At 65.4% G+C, this 25,070-nt stretch carries 17 protein-coding genes; 10 read left to right on the plus strand and 7 right to left on the minus strand.

Going from position 1 to position 25,070, the window contains the following annotated elements:
- The first annotated feature begins 8 nt into the window (after nt 1-8).
- From AB4Y98_RS10595 to AB4Y98_RS10615, 5 genes are all read left to right on the plus strand, one after another.
- Entirely contained in the window at nt 9-986 is a 978-nt protein-coding gene (locus tag AB4Y98_RS10595) for an FKBP-type peptidyl-prolyl cis-trans isomerase N-terminal domain-containing protein (protein ID WP_223495665.1), read from the plus strand.
- Between the two features lie 23 nt (nt 987-1,009).
- On the plus strand, nt 1,010-2,359 hold the full coding sequence (locus AB4Y98_RS10600) for a UDP-glucose dehydrogenase family protein (RefSeq protein WP_140227377.1): 1,350 nt from the start codon (nt 1,010-1,012) through the stop codon (nt 2,357-2,359).
- A complete protein-coding gene (locus tag AB4Y98_RS10605) occupies nt 2,352-2,591 on the plus strand; it encodes a SlyX family protein (RefSeq protein ID WP_025876828.1) in 240 nt (79 codons plus the stop codon). The genes AB4Y98_RS10600 and AB4Y98_RS10605 overlap by 8 nt, the downstream gene beginning before the upstream one ends.
- Nucleotides 2,592-2,601: 10 nt before the next feature.
- Nucleotides 2,602-3,285 (plus strand): DUF2058 domain-containing protein, encoded by a 684-nt coding sequence (locus tag AB4Y98_RS10610; protein WP_223495660.1) that lies wholly within the window; start codon nt 2,602-2,604, stop codon nt 3,283-3,285.
- A 67-nt stretch (nt 3,286-3,352) separates the two neighbouring features.
- On the plus strand, nt 3,353-5,443 hold the full coding sequence (locus AB4Y98_RS10615) for an acyltransferase family protein (protein WP_442244318.1): 2,091 nt from the start codon (nt 3,353-3,355) through the stop codon (nt 5,441-5,443).
- A 110-nt stretch (nt 5,444-5,553) separates the two neighbouring features.
- Here AB4Y98_RS10615 and metH read toward each other — a convergent pair whose 3' ends face one another.
- The 3 genes from metH to AB4Y98_RS10630 are packed head-to-tail and all read right to left on the minus strand — an operon-like array spanning nt 5,554 to nt 10,324.
- The gene (metH, locus tag AB4Y98_RS10620) at nt 5,554-8,238 is read right to left on the minus strand and encodes a methionine synthase (protein ID WP_442244319.1); all 2,685 of its coding nucleotides are present in this window, start codon (nt 8,236-8,238) and stop codon (nt 5,554-5,556) included.
- Nucleotides 8,239-8,292: 54 nt separating this feature from the next.
- Entirely contained in the window at nt 8,293-9,387 is a 1,095-nt protein-coding gene (locus tag AB4Y98_RS10625) for a homocysteine S-methyltransferase family protein (protein WP_428705068.1), read from the minus strand.
- A 7-nt stretch (nt 9,388-9,394) separates the two neighbouring features.
- Nucleotides 9,395-10,324, minus strand: a complete 930-nt coding sequence (locus AB4Y98_RS10630; protein WP_312110045.1) for an ArsR/SmtB family transcription factor — start codon at nt 10,322-10,324, stop codon at nt 9,395-9,397.
- A 163-nt stretch (nt 10,325-10,487) separates the two neighbouring features.
- Between AB4Y98_RS10630 and AB4Y98_RS10635 the strand changes: the two genes are divergently transcribed.
- Both AB4Y98_RS10635 and AB4Y98_RS10640 read left to right on the plus strand, forming a co-directional pair.
- Nucleotides 10,488-11,636 (plus strand): acyl-CoA dehydrogenase family protein, encoded by a 1,149-nt coding sequence (locus AB4Y98_RS10635; RefSeq protein ID WP_394196555.1) that lies wholly within the window; start codon nt 10,488-10,490, stop codon nt 11,634-11,636.
- Nucleotides 11,637-11,781: 145 nt separating this feature from the next.
- The gene (locus AB4Y98_RS10640) at nt 11,782-12,069 is read left to right on the plus strand and encodes a hypothetical protein (protein ID WP_223495653.1); all 288 of its coding nucleotides are present in this window, start codon (nt 11,782-11,784) and stop codon (nt 12,067-12,069) included.
- A gap of 154 nt (nt 12,070-12,223) precedes the next feature.
- On the opposite strand, the gene AB4Y98_RS10645 is transcribed toward AB4Y98_RS10640, so the two are convergent.
- The 3 genes from AB4Y98_RS10645 to AB4Y98_RS10655 are packed head-to-tail and all read right to left on the minus strand — an operon-like array spanning nt 12,224 to nt 17,333.
- The gene (locus tag AB4Y98_RS10645) at nt 12,224-15,397 is read right to left on the minus strand and encodes a multidrug efflux RND transporter permease subunit (RefSeq protein ID WP_312110053.1); all 3,174 of its coding nucleotides are present in this window, start codon (nt 15,395-15,397) and stop codon (nt 12,224-12,226) included.
- Between the two features lie 14 nt (nt 15,398-15,411).
- Entirely contained in the window at nt 15,412-16,677 is a 1,266-nt protein-coding gene (locus AB4Y98_RS10650) for an efflux RND transporter periplasmic adaptor subunit (protein ID WP_033831510.1), read from the minus strand.
- Nucleotides 16,677-17,333 (minus strand): TetR/AcrR family transcriptional regulator, encoded by a 657-nt coding sequence (locus AB4Y98_RS10655; RefSeq protein WP_025876846.1) that lies wholly within the window; start codon nt 17,331-17,333, stop codon nt 16,677-16,679. The genes AB4Y98_RS10650 and AB4Y98_RS10655 overlap by 1 nt, the downstream gene beginning before the upstream one ends.
- A gap of 250 nt (nt 17,334-17,583) precedes the next feature.
- Here AB4Y98_RS10655 and AB4Y98_RS10660 point away from each other — a divergent pair, with 250 nt between their 5' ends.
- The 3 genes from AB4Y98_RS10660 to AB4Y98_RS10670 all read left to right on the plus strand — a co-directional run bounded on the left by AB4Y98_RS10660 (nt 17,584) and on the right by AB4Y98_RS10670 (nt 24,386).
- Complete coding sequence (locus AB4Y98_RS10660) at nt 17,584-22,560, plus strand: NAD-glutamate dehydrogenase (protein ID WP_442244320.1); 4,977 nt, start codon at nt 17,584-17,586, stop codon at nt 22,558-22,560.
- A gap of 115 nt (nt 22,561-22,675) precedes the next feature.
- On the plus strand, nt 22,676-23,395 hold the full coding sequence (locus AB4Y98_RS10665; RefSeq protein WP_442244321.1) for an NAD kinase: 720 nt from the start codon (nt 22,676-22,678) through the stop codon (nt 23,393-23,395).
- A gap of 46 nt (nt 23,396-23,441) precedes the next feature.
- Nucleotides 23,442-24,386 carry a 5'-nucleotidase gene (locus tag AB4Y98_RS10670; RefSeq protein WP_033831508.1) on the plus strand — a complete coding sequence of 315 codons (945 nt, stop codon included), beginning with the start codon at nt 23,442-23,444 and terminating at the stop codon, nt 24,384-24,386.
- A gap of 72 nt (nt 24,387-24,458) precedes the next feature.
- On the opposite strand, the gene AB4Y98_RS10675 is transcribed toward AB4Y98_RS10670, so the two are convergent.
- Nucleotides 24,459-25,010, minus strand: a complete 552-nt coding sequence (locus tag AB4Y98_RS10675; protein WP_223495648.1) for a DUF2939 domain-containing protein — start codon at nt 25,008-25,010, stop codon at nt 24,459-24,461.
- Nucleotides 25,011-25,070: the final 60 nt, after the last annotated feature.

A 25,070-nucleotide genomic window follows, 5' to 3' on the forward strand; every position in this document is an offset into this window, starting at 1 on the left:
TGCAGCGAATGAAAATGGGAATGCGCGGCGCCGCGGCGTCGGTTCTGATTCTGGCGATGGGCACCTCCGGTGTCGCCCTGTCGCAACAACCGGCCGCTCCCTCGGCCGCCAAGGAGACCGCACCCTTGAATTCCCCCAAGCAGAAGCTCGGCTACGCCATTGGTCTGGATGTGGCCAAGTCGTTCGCGCCGATCGCCGATGAAATCGATGCGGCCGCGCTGCGCACTGCCGTGGAGCGTTCCTTCGAAGGCCTGCAGCCGCAGATCACCCAGGAACAGGCCAAGGCGACCGATGCCGCCCTGCGCCAGGTAGTGATGGCCCGCAGCGGCCAGCAGGTGCCGGGTGTTGCGCCGGGCTCGCAGCCGGCGAAAGTCGACCGGGTCAAGGTCGCGCAGATGATTGGCGCCTATTCGGTGGGTCCGTCGCTGGCACAGCTGAAGGACGATATCGATACCGCCTCGCTGTTTGACGCGATCAACACCGGCCTGAGCAAGGGTCAGCCGAAGATGACCGAAGCTGACGCCACTGCCACCATCCAGGCGTTCATGGGCACCAAGCAGGCCGAGATGCAGGCCAAGGCCGCACAGGCTGCGCAGACCAACCGTCAGGAAGGCAACGCATTCCTGGCCAAGAACAAGACCCAGCCGGGCGTGGTGACCACTCCGTCGGGCCTGCAGTACCAGGTGATCCGCCCGGGTAGCGGCGAGCGTCCGTTGCCGTCCAGCAAGGTGCGCGTGAACTACGAAGGCAAGCTGCTCAACGGCACGGTGTTTGACAGTTCCGCAGGCCGTGGTCCGGCCGAATTCGGTCTGGACCAGGTCATCAAGGGCTGGACCGAGGGCGTGGCCCTGATGCCGGTCGGCTCGAAGTACCGCTTCTGGATCCCGGGTGAACTGGCATACGGCGAGAACGGCACCCCGGGTGGTCCGATCGGTCCGAACTCCACCCTGACCTTCGACGTCGAGTTGCTGGGCGTTCTGCCGTAAGCCACCACGGAGTCAGCACGGATATGCGCGTTGCGATTTTTGGTACTGGTTATGTAGGTCTGGTGACCGGCACCTGCCTGGCCGATGTTGGCCACCAGGTGGTCTGCGTCGATATCGACCAGGCCAAGGTGGATGGCCTCAACCGGGGCATCATCCCGATCTACGAGCCCGGCCTGGAGCCGATGGTGAAGGCCAACCACGCCGCGTCGCGGTTGGTGTTCACCACCGACGCGGCGACCGCCATCGGCCACGGCCAGGTGGTGTTCATCGCCGTGGGCACGCCGCCGGACGAGGATGGCAGCGCCGATCTGCAGTACGTGCTGGCCGTGGCCCGCACCATCGGTCGGTACATTTCGGTGCCGACCGTGGTGGTCAACAAGTCGACGGTGCCGGTAGGCACCGCCGACAAGGTGCGTGCGGCCATTGCCGAGGAGCTGGCAGCGCGTGGAGCGGATATCGCCTTCGATGTGGTGTCCAACCCTGAATTCCTGAAGGAAGGTGACGCCGTTGCCGACTGCATGCGGCCTGACCGCATCATCATCGGTGCGACCAGCGCCGAGTCGGTCGCCGTGATGCGTCGCCTGTACGCACCGTTCAATCGCAACCACGACCGCGTGGTGGAGATGGATGTGCGTTCGGCCGAGCTGACCAAGTACGCCGCCAATGCAATGCTGGCAACCAAGATTTCGTTCATGAATGAAATCGCCAACATCGCCGAGCGCGTGGGCGCCGACGTCGAGCAGGTCCGCCAGGGCATCGGTTCGGATCCGCGTATTGGCTGGCACTTCATCTATCCCGGTGCCGGTTACGGCGGTTCGTGCTTCCCCAAGGACGTGCAGGCACTGGCGCGCACCGCGCAGCAGGCCGGCCTGGAGCCGAAGCTGCTGAACGCGGTGGAGGCGGTCAATGAATCGCAGAAGGGGCACCTGTTTGCCCTGATCCAGCGCCACTACGACAAGGGTGAAGACGAAGGCGTGCGCGGCAGGACGTTTGCCGTGTGGGGCCTGGCGTTCAAGCCCAATACCGACGACATGCGCGAGGCCTCCAGCCGTCGCCTGCTGGCCCAGTTGTGGGAAGGGGGTGCGACAGTGCGCGCGTACGATCCGGAGGCGATGCATGAATCGCAGCGGATCTTCGGCGATCGCGACGATCTGGTGTTCTGTGACAGCGCCGACGACGCGCTGCAGGGTGCCGATGCGTTGGTCGTAGTGACCGAGTGGAAGCAGTTCCGCAGCCCCGATTTCCAGATGCTGCGCGAGCGGCTGAAGGATGCGGTGGTGTTCGATGGCCGCAATCTGTACGAGCCGGCCGAAGTCGAGGCCGCTGGCCTTGCGTATTACGGCATTGGCCGGGGGCGTTCGCTGCATGTCTGAAGTACCGACCGAACGCGAGCAGGCGCTGGAAGCGCGCCTGGTCGAGCTGGAGATGCGCGTGTCCTTCCAGGAACACGCGCTGGCCGAACTGAGCGATGCACTTGCAGACGCGCGTATGGAAGGCAGCCGCAATGCCGGCATCCTGCGCGTGCTGCTGGAAGACCTGGGCAAGGTCCGCAATGCATTGAATTCTTCTGATCCGGCGAGCGAACCGCCGCCGCCGCACTACTGATCCATATCCTATGAGCGATACCCTCCGCGACCAGCTGATGGGCCTGGGCTTCAAGCCCGCGCCCAAGCCCGAGCGCAAGAATGATGCCCCCCGCCGTGATGGCCGCCCGCAGGGCAAGGGTGGTGCTGGCAATGGAAAGCCGCAGCAGGCTGGCAGGGGCGAACACAAGCCTGGCGAGCGGCGTGCGCATGGCAACGGCGCTCCGGGCAAGCCCGGCCAGCAGCGTGGCCAGGGCCACGGGCAGGGTCCGCGCAAGCCGCGTACCGCTGAGGAAATGGATCTGGCCAAGGCCTACGCGATCCGTGCGCAGCGCGAAAAGGAAGAGCGCATCGAGACTGAGCGCCTGAAGCAGGAAGAAGCCCGCCAGCGCCGCGAGGCCAAGGTGAAGCTGGAAGAACTGCTGAAGGACAAGAGCCTGAATGCCGAAGCGGCCGATATCGCGCGCCACTTCCCTTATGGCGGGAAGATCAAGCGCATCTACGTCACCGCCGAGCAGCTCAAGGCACTCAATGCCGGTGAACTGGGCGTGGTCCAGCTCAACGGTCGCTACCTGCTGGTGACGGCTGAAGTCCTGGCCCAGTCTGAAGCGGTGTTCGCCGCTTCGGTGGCGTTGAAGGTCGACCCGAATGCACCGGCCGAGGAAGATCCCTACGCCGACCCGCAGTACCAGGTGCCCGACGACCTGGTCTGGTAAGTCGACGCGACCATTGTTGAACGCACTGGGCGCCGAAGGGCGCCCGTTGCATGTCAGGAGCAGGGCCATGCAGGAACGCAGTCCCGGATATTTCCCGCATATCGATGGCCTGCGTGCGATCGCGGTGCTGGCGGTCATCCTCTACCACCTCAAGGCGAGCTGGTTGCCGGGTGGCTTTACCGGCGTGGACGTGTTCTTCGTCATCTCCGGCTTCGTGGTCAGTGCCTCGGTGGATCGTCTGCCGGCGATCGGAGGATGGGCAGGGTTGGCGCGCTTCTATGCACGCCGCATGCGTCGCATCGCCCCGGCGCTGGTGGTGTGCCTGCTGGTGACGGCGATGTTCAGCGCGTTGCTGATTCCCGAATCCTGGCTCAGCGAGACCAGCGACAAGACTGGCCGCATGGCGTTCTTCGGGTTGAGCAACTGGGTGTTGGCCAGCACCGGCAACGACTATTTCTCGCCGCGAACCGAGTTCAATCCCTACACGCATACCTGGTCGCTGGGTGTCGAAGAGCAGTTCTACCTGCTGTTCCCGCTGCTGTTCCTTGCTTGGGCCAAAGGCCGGCGCGGCGGCTGGCTGTCGGTGGGGCTGTTTGGCGCAGCAACTGTGGCATCGCTGGGGTATGCGGCGTTCCGCGCGGGGCAGGGCGGTCATGAGATCGATGCGTTCTACCTGACCACCACGCGGTTCTGGCAGCTTGGCGCTGGCGTGCTGCTGTTCCAGCTGTTGTCGCTGAGCGGCCGGTTCACGCCGCCGCCGGTGCCGCCACGGGGTATCAGTTGGCGCTCGCCTCTGCTGCTGCTGAGCGTGGTGGCACTGGGCTATGGGCTCTGGTCTGCGCGCCCGGGCCATTCGCCGTGGATTGATGGGCTGTGGCCGGTATTGGGCACGCTGGGATTGCTGGGCCTGCTGCAGCGCTCACCCGGGGGCTGGATCGGGCGCACGCTGGCGACCACACCGATGGTGACGATTGGCCGGCTGTCCTACTCGCTGTACCTGTGGCACTGGCCGGTCTTCGTTCTGTTCCGCTGGACGGTGGGCCTGGAGACGGTGGCCACCGGCGGCGCCGCGCTACTGTGCGTGGCAGTGTTGTCCTGGCTGTCCTGGCGCTGGGTGGAACAGCCCCTGCGGCATGGTGCGCGCTGGCGCGTCAGCAACGCGCGCTGGGTGGTGGTCGGGCTGGGCGTACTGGTGCTCGGTGCCGGCCTGCAGTCGGCGCTGACCAAGACCCAGCGGTACACCTCGCTCAGCGTGGTCAGCCGTGCTTCGCTGGACTGGTACCCGTATGCCAAGGGGCTGAAGAAGGAAATCCCGGACTGCCGCGTGCGGGTCAGCAACGTGCCGGTACTGGGCGGACAGGCACGCCTTTACGAGCGCGGCGAGTGCCCCGGACGCACTGCATCCACCCGCCAGTTGTTCGTGGCCGGCGATTCGCATGCACTGGCCTACCACGAGATGCTGCAGCGCCTTGCCGTGCTCGATGGGGCACCAATCCACCTGTACAGCAGTGGCGGCTGCGCGCTGGTCGGGTTACGAGCCTGGCAGGGCCCCAATCCGTCCTGCGAGGCCTATACGCGTAACGTGCTGGAAGATATCCAGGCACGCGCGCAGCCGGGTGATGTGGTGTTGCTGGCAGGGCTGCGCCTGCCACGCCTGTCTGAGTCGTACGCGCTGTTCGACGTTGCCCAGGTGCGTGCCGAGCATCTGAGCGAGACGGCCAGCGCGGGTCGCAAAGCCGAGATCGGGCACTGGATCGAGCAGCTCACACCGCTGGCAGAACGCGGCGTGCGCATCGTGCTGGAAGCACCCAAGCCGGTGCTGCCGGCACCGCCGTACCGCTGCTCGGATGTGTTCAACCGGCACAACCCGATCTGTGCCAACGGCATGACGGTTGCGCGCAGCGAGATCGAGCAGTTGCGCGAGCCGGTGCTGGCCGGCCTGCAGCAGGTCGCCGCAGGTCTGCCGGGTGCATCCATATGGGATCCGATGCCGTTGCTGTGCCCGGGCGAGCAGTGCCTTCCCACCCGCGACGGCAAGCCGCTGTTCTTCGATGGCGACCATCTCAGCGGATACAGCAACCGTCTGCTGCTGCCTGATTTCCAGAATCAGCTGCAGCGTCTGCAGGCGTCGTCGCCGGCACCGGCGGTCGCCCCCTGATCGGGGGCGCGTGATCAGTTACGGGTCGCAGTGTCCGGGTTGGCCCGCTTCCTGTGGTGCCTATCGGTTCGTCGTGGACGCTGGCGCCTGATCCTTGCCAGGCGCGGCGATCATTCCGGATCGTAGTCCAGGTTAGACGCCAGCCAGCGTTCGGCCTGGGCGCGGTCCACGCCCTTGCGGCGTGCGTAGTCGGTGACCTGCTCACGACCGAGGCGGCCGACCACGAAATACTGGCTCTGCGGGTGGCTGAAGTAGTAGCCCGATACCGCCGCGGTCGGCAGCATCGCGAAGCTTTCGGTGAGCTGCATGCCGGCGTTGGTTTCGGCGTCCAGCAGGTCGAACAACCGGCGTTTTTCGCTGTGCTCGGGACAGGCGGGGTAACCGGGCGCGGGACGGATGCCACGGTACTTTTCGTCGATGAGCGCTTCGTTGTCGAGCGTTTCGGTGTGGTCGTACCCCCAGAACCCGGTGCGTACGCGCTGGTGCAGGCGTTCGGCCAGGGCTTCGGCAAAGCGGTCGGCGAGCGCCTTCAGCAGAATCGCGTTGTAGTCGTCGTGGTCGGCCTCGAAACGGGCCACGTGCGCGTCGATACCGATGCCGGCGGTGACTGCGAAGGCGCCGATCCAGTCCTGCTTGCCGCTATCGGCCGGGGCAATGAAATCGGCAAGGCAGAAATCCGGGCGTTCAGCAGGCTTGTCCACCTGTTGCCGCAGGAAGTGCAGGGTGGTCTCGCCATCGGGATGCTGCACGCGTACGTCGTCGCCGATGCTGTTGGCAGGCCACAGGCCGAACACGGCCTTGGCCTGCAGCCACTTCTCGTTGACGATGCGGTGGAGCATCGCGCGCGCGTCCTGGTACAGCTCGCTGGCCTGGGTGCCGACGATCTCATCGGTGAGGATGGCCGGATATTTGCCGGCCAGCTCCCACGCCTGGAAGAACGGCGTCCAGTCGATGTAGGGCACCAGCTCGGCCAGCGGGTAGTCATCGAATACATGCAGGCCCGGCTGCTTCGGTGCGGGTGGCGTGTACGCCTGCCAGTCGCACTGGAACTTCTGGCCACGTGCATGTTCCAGCGAGACCAGGCGCTTGGCGTCACCGCGGTTGCGGTGGCGGGTGCGGATCTCGGCGTAGTCCGCCTCGTTGGCGGCGACGAACGCATCCCGCAGCTCGCGCGAGATCAGCGACTGCGCCACACCCACGGCGCGCGAGGCGTCCTTCACCCAGACCGTCGGGGCTTTGTAGTGCGGGTCGATCTTCAACGCGGTGTGCGCACGCGAGGTGGTCGCGCCGCCGATCATCAGCGGCAGATCGAAGCCCTGCCGCTGCATTTCACGGGCGACATGGCTCATTTCTTCCAGCGACGGTGTGATCAGGCCGGACAGGCCGATGATGTCGGCGTGGTGCTCGCGGGCGGCATCGAGGATCTTCTGCGCCGGAACCATCACGCCCAGATCGATCACCTCGAAGTTGTTGCAGGCCAGGACCACGCCGACGATGTTCTTGCCGATGTCGTGCACATCGCCCTTCACCGTGGCCATGATGATCTTGCCGTTGCTCTTGGCGGTGTCGCCGCTGCGGGCCTTTTCGGCTTCGATGTAGGGCAGCAGGTAGGCCACTGCCTTCTTCATCACCCGTGCCGATTTCACCACCTGCGGAAGGAACATCTTGCCGGCACCGAACAGGTCGCCGACCACGTTCATGCCGGCCATCAGCGGGCCTTCAATGACGTCCAGCGGGAGGCTGGAACGTTGCCGGGCTTCTTCGGTATCGGCTTCGACCCAGGCATCCAGGCCATGCACCAGCGCATGCGCCAACCGTGCATCCACCGGCTTCTCGCGCCAGGCCAGGTCTTCGGTCTTCGCCGCACCCTTGCTGCCCTTGTAGCGCTCGGCGATTTCAAGCAGGCGCTCGGTAGCGTCGCGGCGGCGGTTGAGGATCACGTCCTCCACCCGCTCGCGCAGGTCCGGCTCCAGTTCGTCGTAGATCGGCATGGTGCCGGCATTGACGATGCCCATGTCCATGCCCGCGGCGATGGCGTGGTACAGGAACACCGAGTGGATGGCCTGGCGTACCGTTTCGTTGCCACGGAACGAGAACGAAACGTTCGATACGCCACCGGACACATGGCAGTGCGGCAGCGTCTGCTTGATGATGCGGGTGGCTTCGATGAAGTCGACCGCGTAGTTGTCATGCTCTTCAATGCCGGTGGCGACGGCGAAGATGTTCGGGTCGAAGATGATGTCCTGCGGCGGAAAGCCGATTTCATCGACCAGCAGGCGATAGGCGCGGGTGCAGATTTCAACCTTGCGCGCGCAGGTGTCGGCCTGCCCGCTCTCATCGAAGGCCATCACCACTGCGGCCGCGCCGTAGCGCAGTACCTTGCGCGCATGCTCGCGGAACACGTCCTCGCCTTCCTTCAGCGAGATCGAATTGACCACGCTCTTGCCCTGCAGGCACTTCAGGCCAGCCTCGATCACACTCCATTTGGAGGAGTCGACCATCACCGGAATGCGCGCGATGTCCGGCTCGGACATGATCAGGTTGAGGTAGCGGGTCATCGCCGCTTCCGAATCGATCAGGCCCTCGTCCATGTTGACGTCGAGGATCTGTGCGCCGCTGGCTACCTGCTGCCGGGCCACATCCACCGCTTCCTCGTAACGGCCTTCCTTGATCAGCTTGCGGAACTGCGCGCTGCCGGTGACGTTGGTGCGTTCGCCGACATTGACGAACAGCAGGTCCGGGGTGATGACCAGCGGTTCCAGGCCGGACAGGCGGGTAGGGCGGACAGGCGTCATGATCGGCGGCAACTCAGCGGCAACAGGGGGGCGTGCGGGAGGGGGCGGAGGTGTTCATGCCGCCTGCACCTGGGCGGCAGGCAGGGCGCGCGGYGGCAGCCCGGCCACCGCCAGCGCGATCGCGCGGATGTGGTCCGGGGTGGAGCCACAGCAGCCGCCGACCAGGTTGAGCAGGCCATCTTCGGCAAAGCCACGCAGGGTGGCGGCCATCTCCTCGGGCGTTTCGTCGTACTCGCCGAAGGCGTTGGGCAGGCCGGCGTTGGGATGGGCACTGACGTAGCAGTCCGACACCTGCGACAGGGTTTCCACGTGCGGACGCATGGCATCGGCGCCGAGCGCGCAGTTCAGGCCGATCGACAACGGCCGTGCATGCGCCAGCGACGCCTGGAACGCTTCGGCGGTCTGCCCGGACAGGGTGCGCCCGGAGGCATCGGTGATGGTGCCGGAAATCATGATCGGCAGCCGCGCGCCACGTGCATCGAAGGCTTCCTCGATGGCATACAGTGCGGCCTTGGCGTTGAGCGTATCGAAGATGGTCTCGACCATGATCGTGTCGGCGCCGCCATCGATCAGCCCGTCAATGGCTTCGCGGTAGGTACCGCGCAGCTCATCGAAACTGGTGTTGCGGAAGCCGGGATCATTGACGTCCGGGCTGATCGAGGCGGTGCGGCTGGTCGGGCCGAGCACGCCGATGACGAAGCGCGGCTTGCCCGGCGTGGTCGCCGCCACCGCATCACAACAGGCACGGGCAACGGCAGCGCCCGCCTTGTTCAGCTCGTACACCAGATGTTCGAGGTGGTAGTCGGCCTGGCTGACCGAGGTGGCATTGAAGGTGTTGGTTTCCACCAGGTCCGCGCCCGCTTCCAGGTAGGCGGTGTGGATGCCTGCGATGACTTCCGGTCGGGTCAGCAGCAACAGATCGTTGTTGCCTTTCAGGTCGTGGCCTTCGGGTGTCCCGCCATGGTCGCAGCCGGGGCCATGGGCGTGGTCGTAACCACCGGCGAAGCGCTCGCCCCGGTAATCGTCTTCCTGCAGGCCGTGTCGCTGGATCATCGTTCCCATCGCGCCGTCGATGATCAGGATGCGATCACGCAGGGCAGCGAGCAGCGATTCCACGCGTTCCGGGTGCAACCAGGGCAGGGCGGGCATGTCGGCCTCAGGGCTTGTTGGCGATCAGCGAAATCACTTCGAAATGCGGCGGGCGCTTTTCGCGGGTGACCGTTTCCAGGTTGGATACCTGCAGGCCTGCCTTGTCGACGAACTTCTTCAGCTCCTTGTCGCTGAAGCCGAGGTTGACGTGGCCATAGGCATCGACCGCGGCCTTGTGCTCATGACGGGCCAGGCTGCACAGCAGCAGGCGACCGCCCGGGCGCAGCACGCGCGCGGCCTCGGTGACCGCCTGCGCCGGCTTGCTGGCGTAAGTGAGCGCGTGCATCAGCACGACCAGGTCGAAGCTGCGGTCCTTGAAGGGCAGGGCATGCATGTCACCCTCTCGCACTTCAACGTTCGGCAGGCGGCGCAGGCGTTCGCTGGCGGCAGCCACCACGCGTGCGCTGGTGTCGATGCACACGTAGCGCCGTGCATGCGGGGCGACCAGTTCGGCCAGCACGCCGTCGCCGGAGGCGATATCCAGCACGTCGCCGGTTTCCAGCAATGGTAGCGCGGTGCGCGCCAGCGCTTCCCAGGTGCGGCCCGGGGAATAGTGGCGCTCCATGTCACCGGCCACGCTGTCGGCCCAGTTCTGGTCGGCAGCGCGGTGGGCAAGCACCGCAGCGACCCGTTCAGCATCCTGGCGCAGCAACGGGTCGTCGCTTCCGTTGCTCAGGGCATGCCACAATGCACGCTGCGCCGGGTCCAGCTGACCTTCGTCGAAGCGGTAATAGGCCGACACGCCCGCACGGCGGTCGCGCACCAGGCCGGCTTCCTTCAGGCGCGCCAGATGAGTCGATACCCGCGGCTGTGCCAGCCGGGTGATGGCCGAAAGCTCGGCCACGGTCAGCTCTTCCTGCTCCAGCAGCGCCAACAGGCGCACGCGGGTAGCATCGGCGAACACCTTCAGGCGGGTCGACCAGTCTTCCAGATCCATAAATATCTACCTATCGCGATATAGAGATATATTCGCCGACCAGCCCTCTTCCGGTCAAGTCGCGGCTCCCCGCGAGTCAGCCGCCGATGCCCGGCCCCGGTACAATCGGGGCACCTGGGCGCGCGCTGCGCGGCCCATAACATCATGTACCCGGGAGGGTGTTGTGGATTTCAGCTTTACCGAAGAGCAGTTGATGCTGCAGGACGTTGCGCGCCGGATCGCGCAGGAAAAGATCGCCCCGAGCGCGGAGCACCATGACCGTACCGGTGAGTTCCCGCTGGACAACATCCGCCTGCTGGGCGAAAACGGCCTGATGGGCATCGAAGTGCCGACCGAATACGGCGGCGCGGGCATGGACCCGATCGCGTACGTGCTGGCGATGGTGGAGGTCGCCGCCGGTGATGCTGCGCATTCGACCATCATGTCGGTCAACAATTCGCTGTTCTGCAACGGCATCCTGACCCATGGCAGCGAAGCGCAGAAGCAGAAGTACGTGCGCGCCATCGCCGAAGGCGAGGCCATCGGTGCATTCGCGCTGACCGAGCCGCAGTCGGGCTCGGACGCGACTGCGATGCGTTGCCGTGCGGTCAAGCAGGCCGACGGCAGCTATGTCATCAATGGCAAGAAGAGCTGGATCACTTCCGGCCCGGTGGCCAAGTACATCGTGCTGTTCGCGATGAGCGAGCCGGACAAGGGCGCGCGTGGCATCACCGCGTTCATGATCGACACCGACAAGGCCGGATTCGGCCGCGGCAAGACCGAACCGAAGCTGGGCATCCGTGCCTCGGCCACCTGCGAGATCGAGTTCAACGATTACGTGGCGCAGGCCGAAGACGTGCTCGGCCAGGAAGGCGAGGGCTTCAAGATCGCCATGGGCGTACTCGACGCCGGTCGTATCGGCATCGCCTCGCAGGCGATCGGCATCGCCCGTGCCGCCTATGAGGCGACCCTGGAGTACGTGAAGGACCGCAAGGCCTTCGGTGCGGCCATCGGTACGTTCCAGATGACCCAGGCGAAGATTGCCGACATGAAGTGCAAGCTGGATGCGGCGCTGCTGCTGACCCTGCGTGCTGCATGGGTGAAGGGCGAGGGCAAGCGCTTCAGCAACGAGGCCGCCATCGCCAAGCTGACCGCTTCGGAAGCGGCAATGTGGATCACCCACCAGGCCGTACAGATCCATGGCGGCATGGGCTATTCCAAGGAAATGCCGCTGGAGCGCTACTTCCGTGATGCCAAGATCACCGAGATCTACGAAGGCACCTCGGAGATCCAGCGCCTGGTGATCGCCCGCAACGAAACCGGTCTGCGTTGATTTTCCCGTGCCGCGCCGCTGCAATGGCGGCGCGGCAGTAGATCCACGCCATGCGTGGATGGCGTTGTGTCCAGATGGCGTGCCCGCCTCTTGCCTGTCAGGATTCATGCTGCTCCAATGCGGATCGTTTTTCTGGAGATACCGCATGATCTACCGCGGCTGGGGCTTCATGACGCTGGTGACGCCGATCGCAGGCATCCTGTTGCTGGCGTACTTTTTCCCGCACGACGGCCCCAAGGGCAACATCCCGCTGCAGCAGGTTCTGCTGGGTGGTGGCATCGGTGCGGCAGTGAACGTGCTGCTGGGCCTGTGGCTTAACCGTGCGCCGCGGCATAAGGGTGAGGCCGCACCCCATCATTTCTTCTTCGTGCCCATGCAATGGGCCGCGCTGGTTCTCGTGGCGGTGTGCGCCGTGATCGCGCTGCTGCGCTGACACGTCGCCTTGGAGAGCGCCAACCAAGGTTGGCGGCTACCGGGCATGCCGCTGCTTTGGTAGATGCCAACCTTGGTTGGCATGGATTCAAAAGCAGCAAAGAAAAAGGCCCCGGATCGCTCCGGGGCCTTTCTCGTTTCAACTTACCGTCGGATCAACGATCCGGGCGGTGGGCGCTTTCCGCATCACGCTGGCGGCCGAGGAATTCCTTCGACGGTTCATCCAGCTTGTCGCCCAGCATGCGGCGCACCACCACGAAGAACACCGGGATCATCAGCAGGCCGAGCAGGGTGGCGAACAGCATGCCGCCGATCACGCCGGTGCCGATGGCGTGGCGCGAGTTGGCGCCGGCACCGGTGGAGATCGCCATCGGGATGACGCCCATGATGAACGCGAAGGACGTCATCAGGATCGGGCGGAATCGCAGGCGCGCCGCTTCGATGGTGGCATCGCGCAGGGTCTTGCCCGCCGCACGCTGCTCCACCGCGAACTCCACGATCAGGATCGCGTTCTTCGCGGCCAGGCCGATCACCGTGATCAGGCCGATCTTGAAGAACAGATCGTTCGGCAGGCCGCGCATCATCGACAGGGCGAGTGCGCCCAGCACGCCGAGCGGTACCACCAGCAGCACCGCCACCGGGATCGACCAGCTTTCATACAGCGCGGCCAGGCACAGGAACACCACCACGATGGACAGCACCAGCAGCAGCGTCGCGGCGTTGCCTGCCAGGATTTCCTGGTAGGACAGGCCGGACCAGTCGTAGCCGAAGCCCGCGGGCAGGTCGTCGTTGACGATGCCTTCCATGGTCTGCATCGCTTCACCCGAGCTGGTGCCCGGTGCCTGCGAGCCGACGATGTTGATCGCCGAGTAGCCGTTGTAGCGGCTCAGCGACGGCGGTGCCGAGACCCATTCGGACTTGACCACCGTGCTCAACGGAATCATCGCGTTGGTGCCATCGGCATTGGTGGTCAGGCTGGACGGGCTGTAGAAGCTCTTCAGCGATTCCTGGCCGGTGCGGTACGGACCATCAGCCTGCATGGTCACGCGCTTGATGCGGCCTTCGTAGAAGAAGTCGTTGACGTACACCGGGGCCAGCATCAGCTGGATGGTGCTGTACACGTCCGACACCGACATGCCCATCGACTGCGCCTGCACGCGGTCCACGTGCAGCTGCAGCTGCGGGGCGTTTTCCAGGCCGTTCGGGCGCACGCCCACCAGGTGGTCCGGCTTCTGCGCGGCCTGGCCGAGCAGGATGTTGCGGGCCTGGGTCAGCTGCTCGTAACCGGCACCACTACGGTCCTGCAGCCACATGTCGAAGCCACCGAACTGGCCGAGGCCCTGCACGGTCGGCAGGTTGACCACGAAGATCTGCGCTTCCTTGATGCCGTAGAACGCGCCGTTCATGTTCTGGATGAATTCCGGAGCAGTGAACTTGCGCTCTTCCCACGGCTTCAGGCGGATGAAGCCCATGCCCACGTTCTCGCCGGAGCCGACGAAGCTGAAGCCGGCCACCTGCAGCATGCCTTCATAGCCATCCTGCTTTTCCAGGATGCCGCGCATCTGGGCGAACGCTTCGTTGGTCTGGCTCTTGGTCGAGCCCGGCGGCAACTGCACGATCGCCAGTGCATAGCCCTGGTCTTCCTCAGGCAGGAAGCTGCCCGGCATGCGGGTGAACAGGAAACCGCACAGCGCGGTCAGCACCACGAACAGGATCATCCAGCGCGGTGCATGGCGCACCGCGGAGGTGATGTGGCCCACATAGGTGTGGCTGATCTTGTCGTAGTACTTGTTGAAGGTGCGGTAGATGATGTTCGGGTTGTCGTTGTGCGTCGGCTTGAGGAACGTCGCGCACAGCGCCGGGGTGAAGCCCAGTGCCAGGAACGCCGAGAACGCCATCGAGATGGCGATGGTCAGGGCGAACTGCTTGTAGATCTCACCGGCCGCACCGCCCTGCAGGGCCGAGGGGATGAACACCGCCGCCAGTACGACGGTGATGGCCACCACCGCGCCGGTGATCTGGGTCATCGCTTTCTGCGTGGCGGGCTTCGGCGCGAGGCCTTCCTCGGTCATGATGCGTTCGACGTTCTCGATCACCACGATCGCGTCATCGACCACGATGCCGATTGCCAGCACCATCGCGAACAGGGTCAGCTGGTTGATCGTGAAGCCGATCATCCACATGCCCAGGAACGTACCCAGCAGCGCTACCGGGATCACCAGCGTGGGGATCAGGGTGGCGCGGAAGTTCTGCAGGAAGATCAGCATCACCAGGAACACCAGCAACACCGCTTCGAACAGGGTCTTGACCACTTCCTGGATCGAGATCTTGACGAAGGTGGTGCTGTCATACGGCGAGAACCAGGTGACGCCGGCCGGGAAGCTGGGCTGCAGCTCGTCCATCTTGCCGCGCACGGCTTCGGCCACGTTCAGGGCGTTGGCGCCCGGCAGCAGCTGGATGGCGAAGGCACCGGTGGGCTTGCCGTTGTACTGGGTATCAAAGCCGTAGTTGTTGGCACCGAAGGCAACGCGGGCGATGTCCTTCAGCAGTACGCGCGAGCCATCGGCATTGGCGCGCAGGATGATGTTCTCGAACTCCTGCGGCGAGCTGAAGCGGCCTTCGGCCGACACCGTGGCGGTGAAGTGCTGGCCTTCCGGCGACGGGTCGGAGCCCAGCGCGCCGGCGGCGAACTGCACGTTCTGCGCGCGTACCGCCGCCAGCACCTGGCTGGCCGACAGACCATAGCCCTGCATCTTTTCCGGGTTGAGCCAGATGTTCATGGCGTACTCGGAACCGAACTGCTGGGTGCTGCCGACGCCGGGGATGCGCGAGACCTGGTCGAGCACGCGCGAACCGACGATGTCGTTCAGTGCGTCACGGTTGATGGTCGGCGTATCGGACTGCAGGGCCACCACCATCAGGAAGCCAGCGTTGGCCTTGGCCACCACCACGCCCTGCTGGGTGACTTCCGAAGGCAGTCGCGGCGTGGCCAGCGAGACCTTGTTCTGCACCTGCACCTGGGCGATATCCGGATCGGTACCGGTCTCGAAGGTCAGGGTGATCGAGGCGCGGCCGTTGGACGCGGACGAGGAGCTGAAGTACAGCAGGTGATCGATACCGGTCAGCTGCTGCTCGATCACCTGGGTGACCGATTTCTCCGTGGTATCCGCACTTGCGCCCGGGTAGGTGGCCGAGACGGTCACCTGCGGCGGGGCGATGTTGGGGTAGGACTCCACGCCGAGGTTGAGGATCGCGATCACGCCGCTGAGCGAGATCAGGATCGCCACCACCCAGGCGAAGACTGGATGTTCGATGAAAAATTTAGGCATGACGGAATGTCCCGTTACTGCTTGTTCGATTCGGTGGCGGCCGGCTCGGCCTTGTCGGCCTGGTCAGCCTTGGCCGGTGCCTTGGCGTCGGCCGGAGCTGCGGCAGGCGCACCCGGAGCAGCACCGCCGGCGGCAGGCTTGCCGTTGGCGTCCTGGCCCGGGGTCCACGGCTTGGCCGTGGCCGGCGTACCCTCCTTGACCTTCTGCACGCCGGCGACGACCACCTTGTCACCGGCAGCCAGGCCCTCGCTGACCAGCCAGTTGCCGTTCTGCGCGCCGTCGGTCTTGACGTTCTTGCGGACGACCTTGCCGTCTGCGCCCACCACCATCACATAGCCGCCGGTGGTGTCACGCAGCAGGGCCTGCTGCGGCACCAGATAGGCGTTGTTGCGCTCGCCCAGGTTGGCCTGGAAGCTGACGAAGGCGCCCGGCAGCAGGATCTTCTGCGGGTTCGGCAGCACCGCGCGCAGCGACACCGCGCCGGTGGCCGGGTCGACCGTGGTCGAGGAGAAGTCCAGCGTGCCCGGCTCGCTGTAGGTGCTGCCGTCGGCCAGCTTGACGTTGACCGTGGCCTTGCCGTCGCCGGACAGGGCCAAGGTGCCCTTGGCCTGCTGCGCACGCAGCTGGGTCAGTTCATCCACGCTCAGCGAGAAGTTCACGTACAGCGGGTCGAGCTGGTCCACGGTGGTCAACAGGGTCACATCGCCCTGGCCCACCAGCGCGCCTTCGGTGACCTGCTGCTTGTTGGCCACGCCACTGATCGGGGCGGTGACTTCGGTGTAGCCCAGGCTGATGCGCGAGGACGTGACGGTGGCTTCGGCCTGCTTGACCGCAGCCAGCGCGGTGCGCTCGGCCGACTCGGCGTTGTCCAGGTCGGCCTTGGACACGAACTTCTGCGGCGCCAGCGAACGGGCACGGTCAGCGGCGACCTTGGCGTTGGCGTAGGTCGCGCGGGCCGAAGCCAGCTGGGCCTCGGAGGCGTTGAGCGAGGCGCGCAGGGGCGCCGGGTCGATCAGGAACAGAGTCTGGCCCTGCTTGACCTCGCTGCCTTCCTGATAGACGCGCTTGAGCAGCACGCCGGGCACGCGGGCGCGCACATCGGCGCTGCGGAAAGGCGACAGGCGACCGACCAGCTCGCGCTGCAGCGGCAAGGTCTGCGGCTTGGCGTCGATCACGCCCACCTCCGGCGGTGGGGGCGTCGGCTGTTCCGGCTTCTTGCAGGCAGCTACGGCGACAGCAACGGCGCACGTCAAGGCAAGGGTGCGGAGTGGGGCGGTCATCAGGAGGAACTCCGGGGTTGGTTTGAAGACGGGGCCGGCGAGGGCTGCGGCGCGAACGCGCGCAGGAAGCCATCGACGGAGAACTCTGCCCAGCGCCGACGCAACGCTGCGTCATCACGATGGGGGGTATGGAAGCGCTGTTTGTCGAAATCCTGACCGGCGATCATGCTCAGCAGCAGTTCGGCCATGAAGTGCGGGTCGTCATGCCGCAGCAGACCGCGACTGCAAACGGTTTCAATCCATTCAGCAAGATGAAGCGTCAACGCGCCGGCGCCATGCCGGTACAGCGTACGCGCCTCTTCGGGAAACTGTGCTGCATCGGCGGCGATCAGGCGGCAGGCCTGACCGACGTGGGGCTGGTTGAAGTGCTCCAGGAAGTCGGTGGCGAACTGGAGCAGGCTGCCACGCAGGTCGTCACCGCGGAGTGCACGCAGCATGGCGCCGGTCGCGTGACCGACGTGGCGCTGCATCACCCGCCGCAGCAGGGCCTGCTTGTTGCCGTAGCGCGAGTACAGCGTCTGCTTTGAACACCCGGCGTGCTGGGCAACCGCGTCCATGCTCATCTGCATGCCCTGTTGGGCAAGCAGTTCGCGCACGGCATCGAACACGCGCTCATCACGCGCGTCGAGGGCGACAGGAAGGTAGGCCGGATTCACGCGGTGGACTATACCGTCCAGTTCAGGATTGTGGAATCGCGCCGATGTTGCCGCATGTGTCTTCCGGTAACACGTTTTGCCGATCCTGTCGGCAACGCTGTGCGACTGCGACGCCCATACCGGTGCGAACTGAATAGGGCGTCTAAACCGCAGCAAACCCGAATCTGGTTATTCCGTCCTGCAGCAAGGCCTTTTCGTGCGGTAGGGCTACAATTTCATTTTCCCAACTGAGCAAGCGCGCCGCTCTGCCATGAAACCGCAAAAAACCGCAGCCAAGACCGTGAAAAACAAAAGCAAACCAGTTGAGTCGGAGGTCGCAGTGACCGCTGGTTTCTCCCTGGAGCCGGTGTACACGGCCTTGCGCAAGCGTTACCCCGCGGCCGCCCAGGCCGAGGCAGTGGCATTTGCCTCCAGCTTCTACAAGCGCATGGAGGCCGACGAGTTCCCCCATCACAGCGCTGAGGAATGGGCCGCGCTTGCCGCCGAAACGCTGGAATTTGCCCGCGCCCGCAAATCGGGCAAGGCCAATGTCCGCGTGTTCAATCCGACGGCGAAGGCCAACGGTTGGGAATCGCCGCACACCGTGCTGCAGATCATCAACGACGACATGCCGTTCCTGGTCGACACCGTGACCATGTCGCTGGCCGAGCATGGCGTGGGCGTGCATGTGCTGGGCCACCCGGTGCTGCATTTCACCCGTGACAAGGCCGGCAAGCTGACCAAGGTCGGCGAGGGCCAGCTGGAATCGGTGATGCTGCTGGAGATCGACCGCCAGCCGGCCGAAGCCATGGCAGACATCGAGCAGGCCATCAACAAGGCGCTGGATGAAGTGCGCGCCATCGTACGCGACTGGCAGCCGATGCAGGACAAGGCGCTGGCGCTGGCCGACGACCTCGGCAGCCGCCCGCTGCCTGTCGACGCTGCCTCGCGCAAGGAAGCACAGGAATTCCTGCGCTGGGCCGCCGACAACCACTTCACCTTCTTCGGCTACCGCGAGTACCGCGTCGAGAAGCAGGGCAAGGAAGACGTGCTGGCGCCGCTGAACGACACCGGCCTGGGCCTGATGCGCGGCAAGGACAAGTCCGCTGCACGTCCGGTCAAGACCTTGGCCGCGCAGGGCCTGAACACCACGTCCGGGCTGAAGGACGCGCTGATCCTGACCAAGACCAACGCCCGTTCGCGCGTGCATCGTGCCGGTTACATGGACTACATCGGCGTGCTGGAATTCGACGCCAAGGGCAGGATCATCGGCGAACAGCGCTTCCTCGGCCTGTTTACTTCCAGCGCCTACAACCGCCGCCCGTGGGAAATCCCGCTGGTGCGCCAGCGCTACGAGCACGTGATGAAGCAGTCCGGCCTGGCTGGCTCCAGCCATAGCGGCAAGGCCCTGCGCCACATCCTGGAAACCCTGCCGCGTGAAGAACTGTTCCAGTCCAGCGAGGACGAACTGTTCCGCACCGCAATGGGCGTGCTGGGCCTGCAGGAGCGTGTGCGCAGCCGCCTGTTCCTGCGCCGCGACAAGTACAGCCGTTTCATTTCCGCGCTGGTCTACCTGCCGCGCGAGCGTTTCAACACCGACGTGCGCCTGCGCATCGAAGCGATGCTCAAGGAAGCGCTGCACGGCGAGTACGTGGACAGCTCGGTGGTGCTGGGTGAATCGCCGCTGGCCCAGGTGCACCTGATCGTGCGTCCGAAGCCGGGCGAAATGCTCGACGTCGATACTGCCGAACTGGAGCAGAAGCTGGCCCAGGTGCTGCGCAACTGGCAGGACGACCTGCGCGAAGCGCTGGTCACCCGCCATGGCGAAGCCGAAGGCCTGCGCATTGCTGCGCGTATCGGCAAGGCGCTGCCGGCCGGTTACATCGAAGACAACAGCACCGCCGTTGCCGCCAACGATGTCAGCCAGCTCGATGCGCTGACCGGTCCGGACGACCTGCGCCTGAGCCTGCAGGCCGTGCCGCGCGAATCCGGCGATGGCCTGCGCCTGAAGCTGTATCGCCAGCTGGATGACATCCCGCTGTCGGACGCGCTGCCGATGATGGAAAACATGGGCCTGCGCGTGATTGCCGAGCGCCCGTACCGCCTGTCGGTGGACAACGCGCCGGTGTACGTGCAGGACTTCGAGGTCGAGTCGACTGCCGGTGCGATCGATGCGGCCAGCGTCGATGAAGCCTTCGGTGAGACCTTTGCCCGCGTCTGGCACGGCGATGCCGAGAACGATGGCTTCAACCGCCTGGTGCTGGCTGCCGGCCTGCACTGGCGCCAGGTCGCCATGCTGCGCGGCTACTGCAAGTACCTGCTGCAGACCGGCGTGCCGTTCTCGCAGGCTTACGTCGAAGGTACCTTCACCCGCTACCCGCTGCTGGCACGCCTGCTGGTCGAGCTGTTCGAAGCCCGCTTCGATCCGGCCACCGGTCATGAAAGCAAGGAAGACATCGCCACCGGCCAGGCGCAGCTGAAGGCCCACCTCGACGTGCTGGCTGCCGGCGACGAGGCCACCCTGAAGGTGCTCAAGACCGTGGTCGACGCCCGCAAGGGTGACCGCGATGCGCAGATGCAGGCCGCGCGCGAAGCGCTGCTGAAGCTGATGGACCGCGTGTCGAGCCTGGACGAGGACCGCATCCTGCGTTCCTTCATGGGCGTGATCGATGCGACCCTGCGCACCAGCTACTACCAGACCGATGCCAACGGCCAGCACGGCCATGTCATCAGCTTCAAGTTCGATTCGGCCTTGGTGCCGGACCTGCCCAAGCCGCGCCCGTACCGCGAAATCTTCGTGTATGGCCCGCGCGTGGAAGGTACCCACCTGCGCTTCGGTGCCGTCGCCCGTGGCGGCCTGCGCTGGTCGGATCGCCGCGAAGACTTCCGTACCGAAGTGCTGGGCCTGGTCAAGGCGCAGATGGTCAAGAACACCGTCATCGTGCCGGTCGGTGCGAAGGGCGGCTTCTTCGCCAAGATGCCGCCGGTGAACGGCGATCGCGACGCGATCTTCGCCAACGGCGTGGCCTGCTACAAGCTGTTCATCCAGGGCCTGCTGGACATCACCGACAACATCGTCAACAACAAGATCGTGCCGCCGGTGGATGTCGTGCGCCATGACATGGACGATCCGTACCTGGTGGTGGCCGCCGACAAGGGCACCGCGACCTTCTCCGACATCGCCAACGGCCTGGCCATTGCCCACGGCTTCTGGATGGGTGATGCGTTCGCCTCCGGCGGTTCGGTCGGTTACGACCACAAGGGCATGGGCATCACCGCGCGCGGCGCGTGGGAGTCGGTCAAGCGCCACTTCCGTGCACTGGGCCGTGACAGCCAGACCCAGGACTTCACCGCGGTTGGCGTCGGCGACATGTCCGGCGACGTGTTCGGCAACGGCATGCTGCTGTCGCGCCACATCCGCCTGGTCGCTGCGTTCGACCACCGCCACATCTTCCTGGACCCGAATCCGGATGCAGCGACCACGTTCGTCGAACGTGAGCGTCTGTTCACCGTGCCACGTTCGAGCTGGGCGGATTACGACGCCAAGCTGATCAGCAAGGGCGGCGGCGTGTATCCGCGCAGCCTGAAGTCGATCGAGATCACCCCGCAGGTGCGTGAGGTGCTGGGCCTGGACGAGAGCGTCAAGGCGCTGTCGCCGAACGATCTGATGAGCGCCATCCTGAAGGCGCCGGTCGACCTGCTGTGGAACGGCGGCATCGGTACCTATGTCAAGGCCGCCAGCGAGCAGCACAGCGATGTCGGCGACCGCGCCAACAACGCCCTGCGCGTGAACGGTGGCGAGCTGCGCTGCAAGGTGGTGGGCGAGGGCGGCAACCTGGGCATGACCCAGCTGGGCCGCATCGAAGCCGCCCAGGCTGGCGTGCTGCTCAACACCGACTTCATCGACAACTCGGCCGGTGTGGATACCTCCGACCATGAAGTCAACATCAAGATCCTGCTCAACGATGTGGTGCGGGCCAAGAAGCTGACCGTCGAGCAGCGCAACAAGCTGCTGGCATCGATGACCGATGAAGTCGCCGCACTGGTGCTCAACGACAACTACCGCCAGAACCAGGCTCTGAGCCTGATGGAGCGGATGGCGGTCAAGCGCCTGGGTTCCAAGCAGCACTTCATCCGTACCCTGGAACAGCAGGGCCTGCTGGATCGCCAGATCGAGTTCCTGCCGTCCGATGCCGAACTGTCCCAGCGCAAGGCACGCGGCCAGGGCCTGACCCGTCCGGAACTGTCGGTGCTGCTGTCCTATTCCAAGCTGGTGGCGTTCGCCCAGCTGCTGGATTCGGACATCCCGGAAGATCCGTACCTGTCCAAGGAACTGCAGCGTTACTTCCCGACGCCACTGCAGAAGAAGTACGCCGACGCGATGGAGCGTCACCGCCTGAAGCGTGAAATCATCGCCACGGCCGTGACCAACCAGACCATCAACCGCATGGGCGCTACCTTCCTGATGCGCATGCAGGAAGACACCGGCCGTTCCATTGCCGAGGTCGCCAAGGCCTACACCATCAGCCGCGAAACGCTGGATGCACGCGCGCTGTGGGCGCAGATCGACGCCCTCGACGGCACCCTTCCGGAGTCGGTACAGATCGACGCGCTGGAAGTGATCTGGAAGCTGCAGCGTTCGTTCGTGCGTTGGCTGCTGTCGCGCCCGGGCCCGATGCCGGGCATCACCGAGGCGGTCAACCGCTACCAGGGTCCGTTCAACGACATCCGTGTTGCTTCGGGTGTGCTGCCGGATTCGCAGCGTCCGACCTACGAAGCCCTGGTGGCCGAGTGGAAGGAAAAGGGCCTGCCGTCGGCGCTGGCACAGCAGCTGGCCGAACTGCACTTCCTGGAACCGGCGTTCGACATCATCGAACTGGCCCGTACCCGCAAGCTGAAGCCGGTGGATGTGTCCAAGATCCACTTCCGCCTGGGCGATGCCCTGCAGCTGCCCTGGCTGTTCGAGCAGATCGACGCGCTGGAGGTCAATGGCCGCTGGCACGCCGTGGCCCGTGGCGTGTTGCGCGACGAGCTGGCTGCACACCACCGCAGCCTGGCCGGTCAGGTGCTGGCCACCAAGGGCAGCACCGCTGAAGCCAAGGTGGCCGCGTGGATCGGTCGTGACGACAGCAGCCTGCGCTTCACCCTGGCGATGCTGGCCGAACTGGCCGAGCAGAAGACCCTGGACTACCCGACCGTTTCGGTCGCGGTGCAGCGCCTGGGTCAGCTCGCTGCCCACGGCGCGTAAGTGATGTAGTGCCAGGCCACGCCTGGCATGCGTGAACCGGAACGGCCCCGCGAAAGCGGGGCCGTTCTTGTTTTGGGGGTAGCTCCGGCCGCTGGCCGGCAACCTCTTGGGCCAGATGGCACGCGCAGCGATGGTCTCGCGCTATGGCGACCACGCCCCGGGCCAGGCCGATGTGCTGTGCCCGCTGGGCGGCGATGGCTTCATGCTGCAGACCCTGCATCGTCACGGACACTTGGGCAGGCCGGTATTCGGTATGAAGCTGGGCACGGTGGGTTTCCTCATGAACCAGTACCGCGGCGACGACGACGTGCACGCGCGTATCGCCCGTGCCGAGCCGGCCCACCTGCGCCCGCTGGAAATGATGGCGCTGACCGAATCGGGCACCACCACCGGATCGCTCGCCTACAACGACGTCTCGCTGCTGCGCCAGACCCGGCAGGCGGCGCATATCGGCATCGACCTCAATGGCCAGGAGCGGGTGGGCGAACTGATCGGCGATGGCGTGCTGGTGGCCACCCCGGCCGGAAGCACCGCCTACAACTACTCCGCGCATGGGCCGGTGCTGCCGCTGGGCTCGCACACCATCGCCCTGACGCCGCTGGCCCCGTATCGTCCGCGGCGCTGGCGCGGCGCCATCCTCAAGGCCGACACCGAAGTGCGCTTCCGCGTGCTCGATCCGTACAAGCGTCCGGTCAGCGTCACCGCCGATTCGCACGAGACCCGCGATGTGGTCGAAGTGACGATCCGCGAGTCGCGCGAGCACCGGGTGACCCTGCTGTTCGACCCGGAGCACAACCTCGAAGACCGGATCCTGAGCGAACAGTTCGTTTTTTGACGACAATAGGCGGCCGGCACTGCCGACCGCTTGAAGGACCCCACCGATGGGCGACAACTCCCCCCGTTTGCTGACCGTCGCGGTGACCTCGCGTGCGCTGTTCGACCTGGAAGAAAGCCATGCGCTGTTCGAGAGCGATGGCGTGGCTGCCTATGCCGAGTACCAGCGCCAGCACGAGGACGACATCCTCGGGCCGGGCGTAGCCTTCCCGGTGGTGCGCAAGCTGCTGGCGCTGAACCAGGGCGCCAGCCCCGAGAACCCGCGCGTGGAAGTGATCCTGTTGTCGCGCAACTCGGCCGATACCGGCCTGCGCATCTTCAATTCCATCCAGCACTACGGCTTGGGCATCATCCGCGCGACCTTCACCGCCGGCGAGCCCACCTGGCCGTACGTGAAGCCATTCGGTACCGACCTGTTCCTGTCGGCCAATCCGGAATCGGTGCGCAGCGCGCTGCGCCACGGCATCGCCGCGGCAACCATCCTGCCCAAGCCACCGGGCGAGACCGCTGCTGCTGCCGCCGACCAGATCGACATCACCCGCCCGGCCGGGCAGCTGCGCATCGCGTTCGATGGTGATGCGGTGATCTTCGGCGATGAGAGCGAACGCATCTCGCGCGAGCAGGGCGTGGAAGCCTTCGGCCGGCACGAACGCGAGCGTGCGCGCGAGCCACTCAGTGGCGGTCCGTTCCGCGGTTTCCTCTCTGCGCTGCACACGTTGCAGGAAGTGTTCCCGGCCGGCGACAGCGCGCCCATCCGCACGGCGCTGGTGACTGCGCGGTCGGCACCGGCGCATGAGCGGGTGATCCGCACCCTGCGCGAATGGGGCGTGCGCCTGGACGAGGCGCTGTTCCTTGGCGGTCGACACAAGGGCCCGTTCCTGCAGGCGTTCGGTGCCGATATCTTCTTTGACGATTCGCAGCACAACATCGACAGTGCGCGTGAACACGTAGCTGCCGGCCATGTGCCGCATGGTGTCGCCAACGAGGGGTGATGCTTGCCCCGGTAGTTGCCAACCTTGGTTGGCAGTCGTTTGTATCAGTGTCCTCAAAGGCGGGCATACCGCTTACGGAGTGCCTGACATCCCCAACTGCAGGTCCACCACCTTCCAGCGCAGGCCCTGCGGTTCCAGCACTACTTTCAACGGCGGCTGGCCGGGGCCGCGATCGACGTCGACCACGAAGCGGTCCAGGGCTTCGAAGTGGTGTTCGGCGTTCTTCAGCGGTCGCGCCGGCTCGGTTGCACCCAAGGCCTCGCCGCCCTGCAGTTCGTTGCGGCCGCGCTTCCACAGCACGTGGCCCTGCAACATCGCGCCGATGCCGGTGGGGGTGACCATCGTGTCCACCGCGGCGCCGCCCAGCTGGTCACCCAACCCGTACAGCAGCGCGCCGAAGGGACTGGCAGCCACCTCGGGGCCGGCCTGGCGCACCAGGTAGTCATTGAGCTGGGCGCGCAGGCTGGTACGCACGCGTGGGAAGTCCACGTAGCGCTCCAGACGGGCGGTGTCCCGTTGTTCGATGGCCTTGGACAGGCCATGCACGGTCAGGTAGGGGCCGCCGAACCACCAGGCGGCCACCACAGCGATCAGCAGAACGAGGGCGCCAATGAGCTTCTTCATGGTGCACAGCCTGCCGCAAGTACGGCTGCCGGTGGTGAACGGCGGGTGATCCCAGCAATG

The organism is Stenotrophomonas sp. 2YAF26 (assembly GCF_052114625.1).
In the GTDB taxonomy this organism is placed as follows: Bacteria; Pseudomonadota; Gammaproteobacteria; order Xanthomonadales; family Xanthomonadaceae; genus Stenotrophomonas; species Stenotrophomonas indicatrix.

Bases quoted from the DNA above. Each gene is read 5' to 3' on its own strand.
- AB4Y98_RS10665 (WP_442244321.1), top strand. From the start codon at position 22,676: ATGGCACGCGCAGCGATGGTCTCGCGCTATGGCGACCACGCCCCGGGC.
- AB4Y98_RS10670 (WP_033831508.1), top strand. From the start codon at position 23,442: ATGGGCGACAACTCCCCCCGTTTGCTGACCGTCGCGGTGACCTCGCGT.
- AB4Y98_RS10615 (WP_442244318.1), top strand. From the start codon at position 3,353: ATGCAGGAACGCAGTCCCGGATATTTCCCGCATATCGATGGCCTGCGT.
- metH (WP_442244319.1), bottom strand. From the start codon at position 8,238: ATGACGCCTGTCCGCCCTACCCGCCTGTCCGGCCTGGAACCGCTGGTC.
- AB4Y98_RS10640 (WP_223495653.1), top strand. From the start codon at position 11,782: ATGATCTACCGCGGCTGGGGCTTCATGACGCTGGTGACGCCGATCGCA.
- AB4Y98_RS10595 (WP_223495665.1), top strand. From the start codon at position 9: ATGAAAATGGGAATGCGCGGCGCCGCGGCGTCGGTTCTGATTCTGGCG.
- AB4Y98_RS10675 (WP_223495648.1), bottom strand. From the start codon at position 25,010: ATGAAGAAGCTCATTGGCGCCCTCGTTCTGCTGATCGCTGTGGTGGCC.
- AB4Y98_RS10610 (WP_223495660.1), top strand. From the start codon at position 2,602: ATGAGCGATACCCTCCGCGACCAGCTGATGGGCCTGGGCTTCAAGCCC.
- AB4Y98_RS10645 (WP_312110053.1), bottom strand. From the start codon at position 15,397: ATGCCTAAATTTTTCATCGAACATCCAGTCTTCGCCTGGGTGGTGGCG.
- AB4Y98_RS10605 (WP_025876828.1), top strand. From the start codon at position 2,352: ATGTCTGAAGTACCGACCGAACGCGAGCAGGCGCTGGAAGCGCGCCTG.
- AB4Y98_RS10650 (WP_033831510.1), bottom strand. From the start codon at position 16,677: ATGACCGCCCCACTCCGCACCCTTGCCTTGACGTGCGCCGTTGCTGTC.
- AB4Y98_RS10630 (WP_312110045.1), bottom strand. From the start codon at position 10,324: ATGGATCTGGAAGACTGGTCGACCCGCCTGAAGGTGTTCGCCGATGCT.
- AB4Y98_RS10600 (WP_140227377.1), top strand. From the start codon at position 1,010: ATGCGCGTTGCGATTTTTGGTACTGGTTATGTAGGTCTGGTGACCGGC.
- AB4Y98_RS10660 (WP_442244320.1), top strand. From the start codon at position 17,584: ATGAAACCGCAAAAAACCGCAGCCAAGACCGTGAAAAACAAAAGCAAA.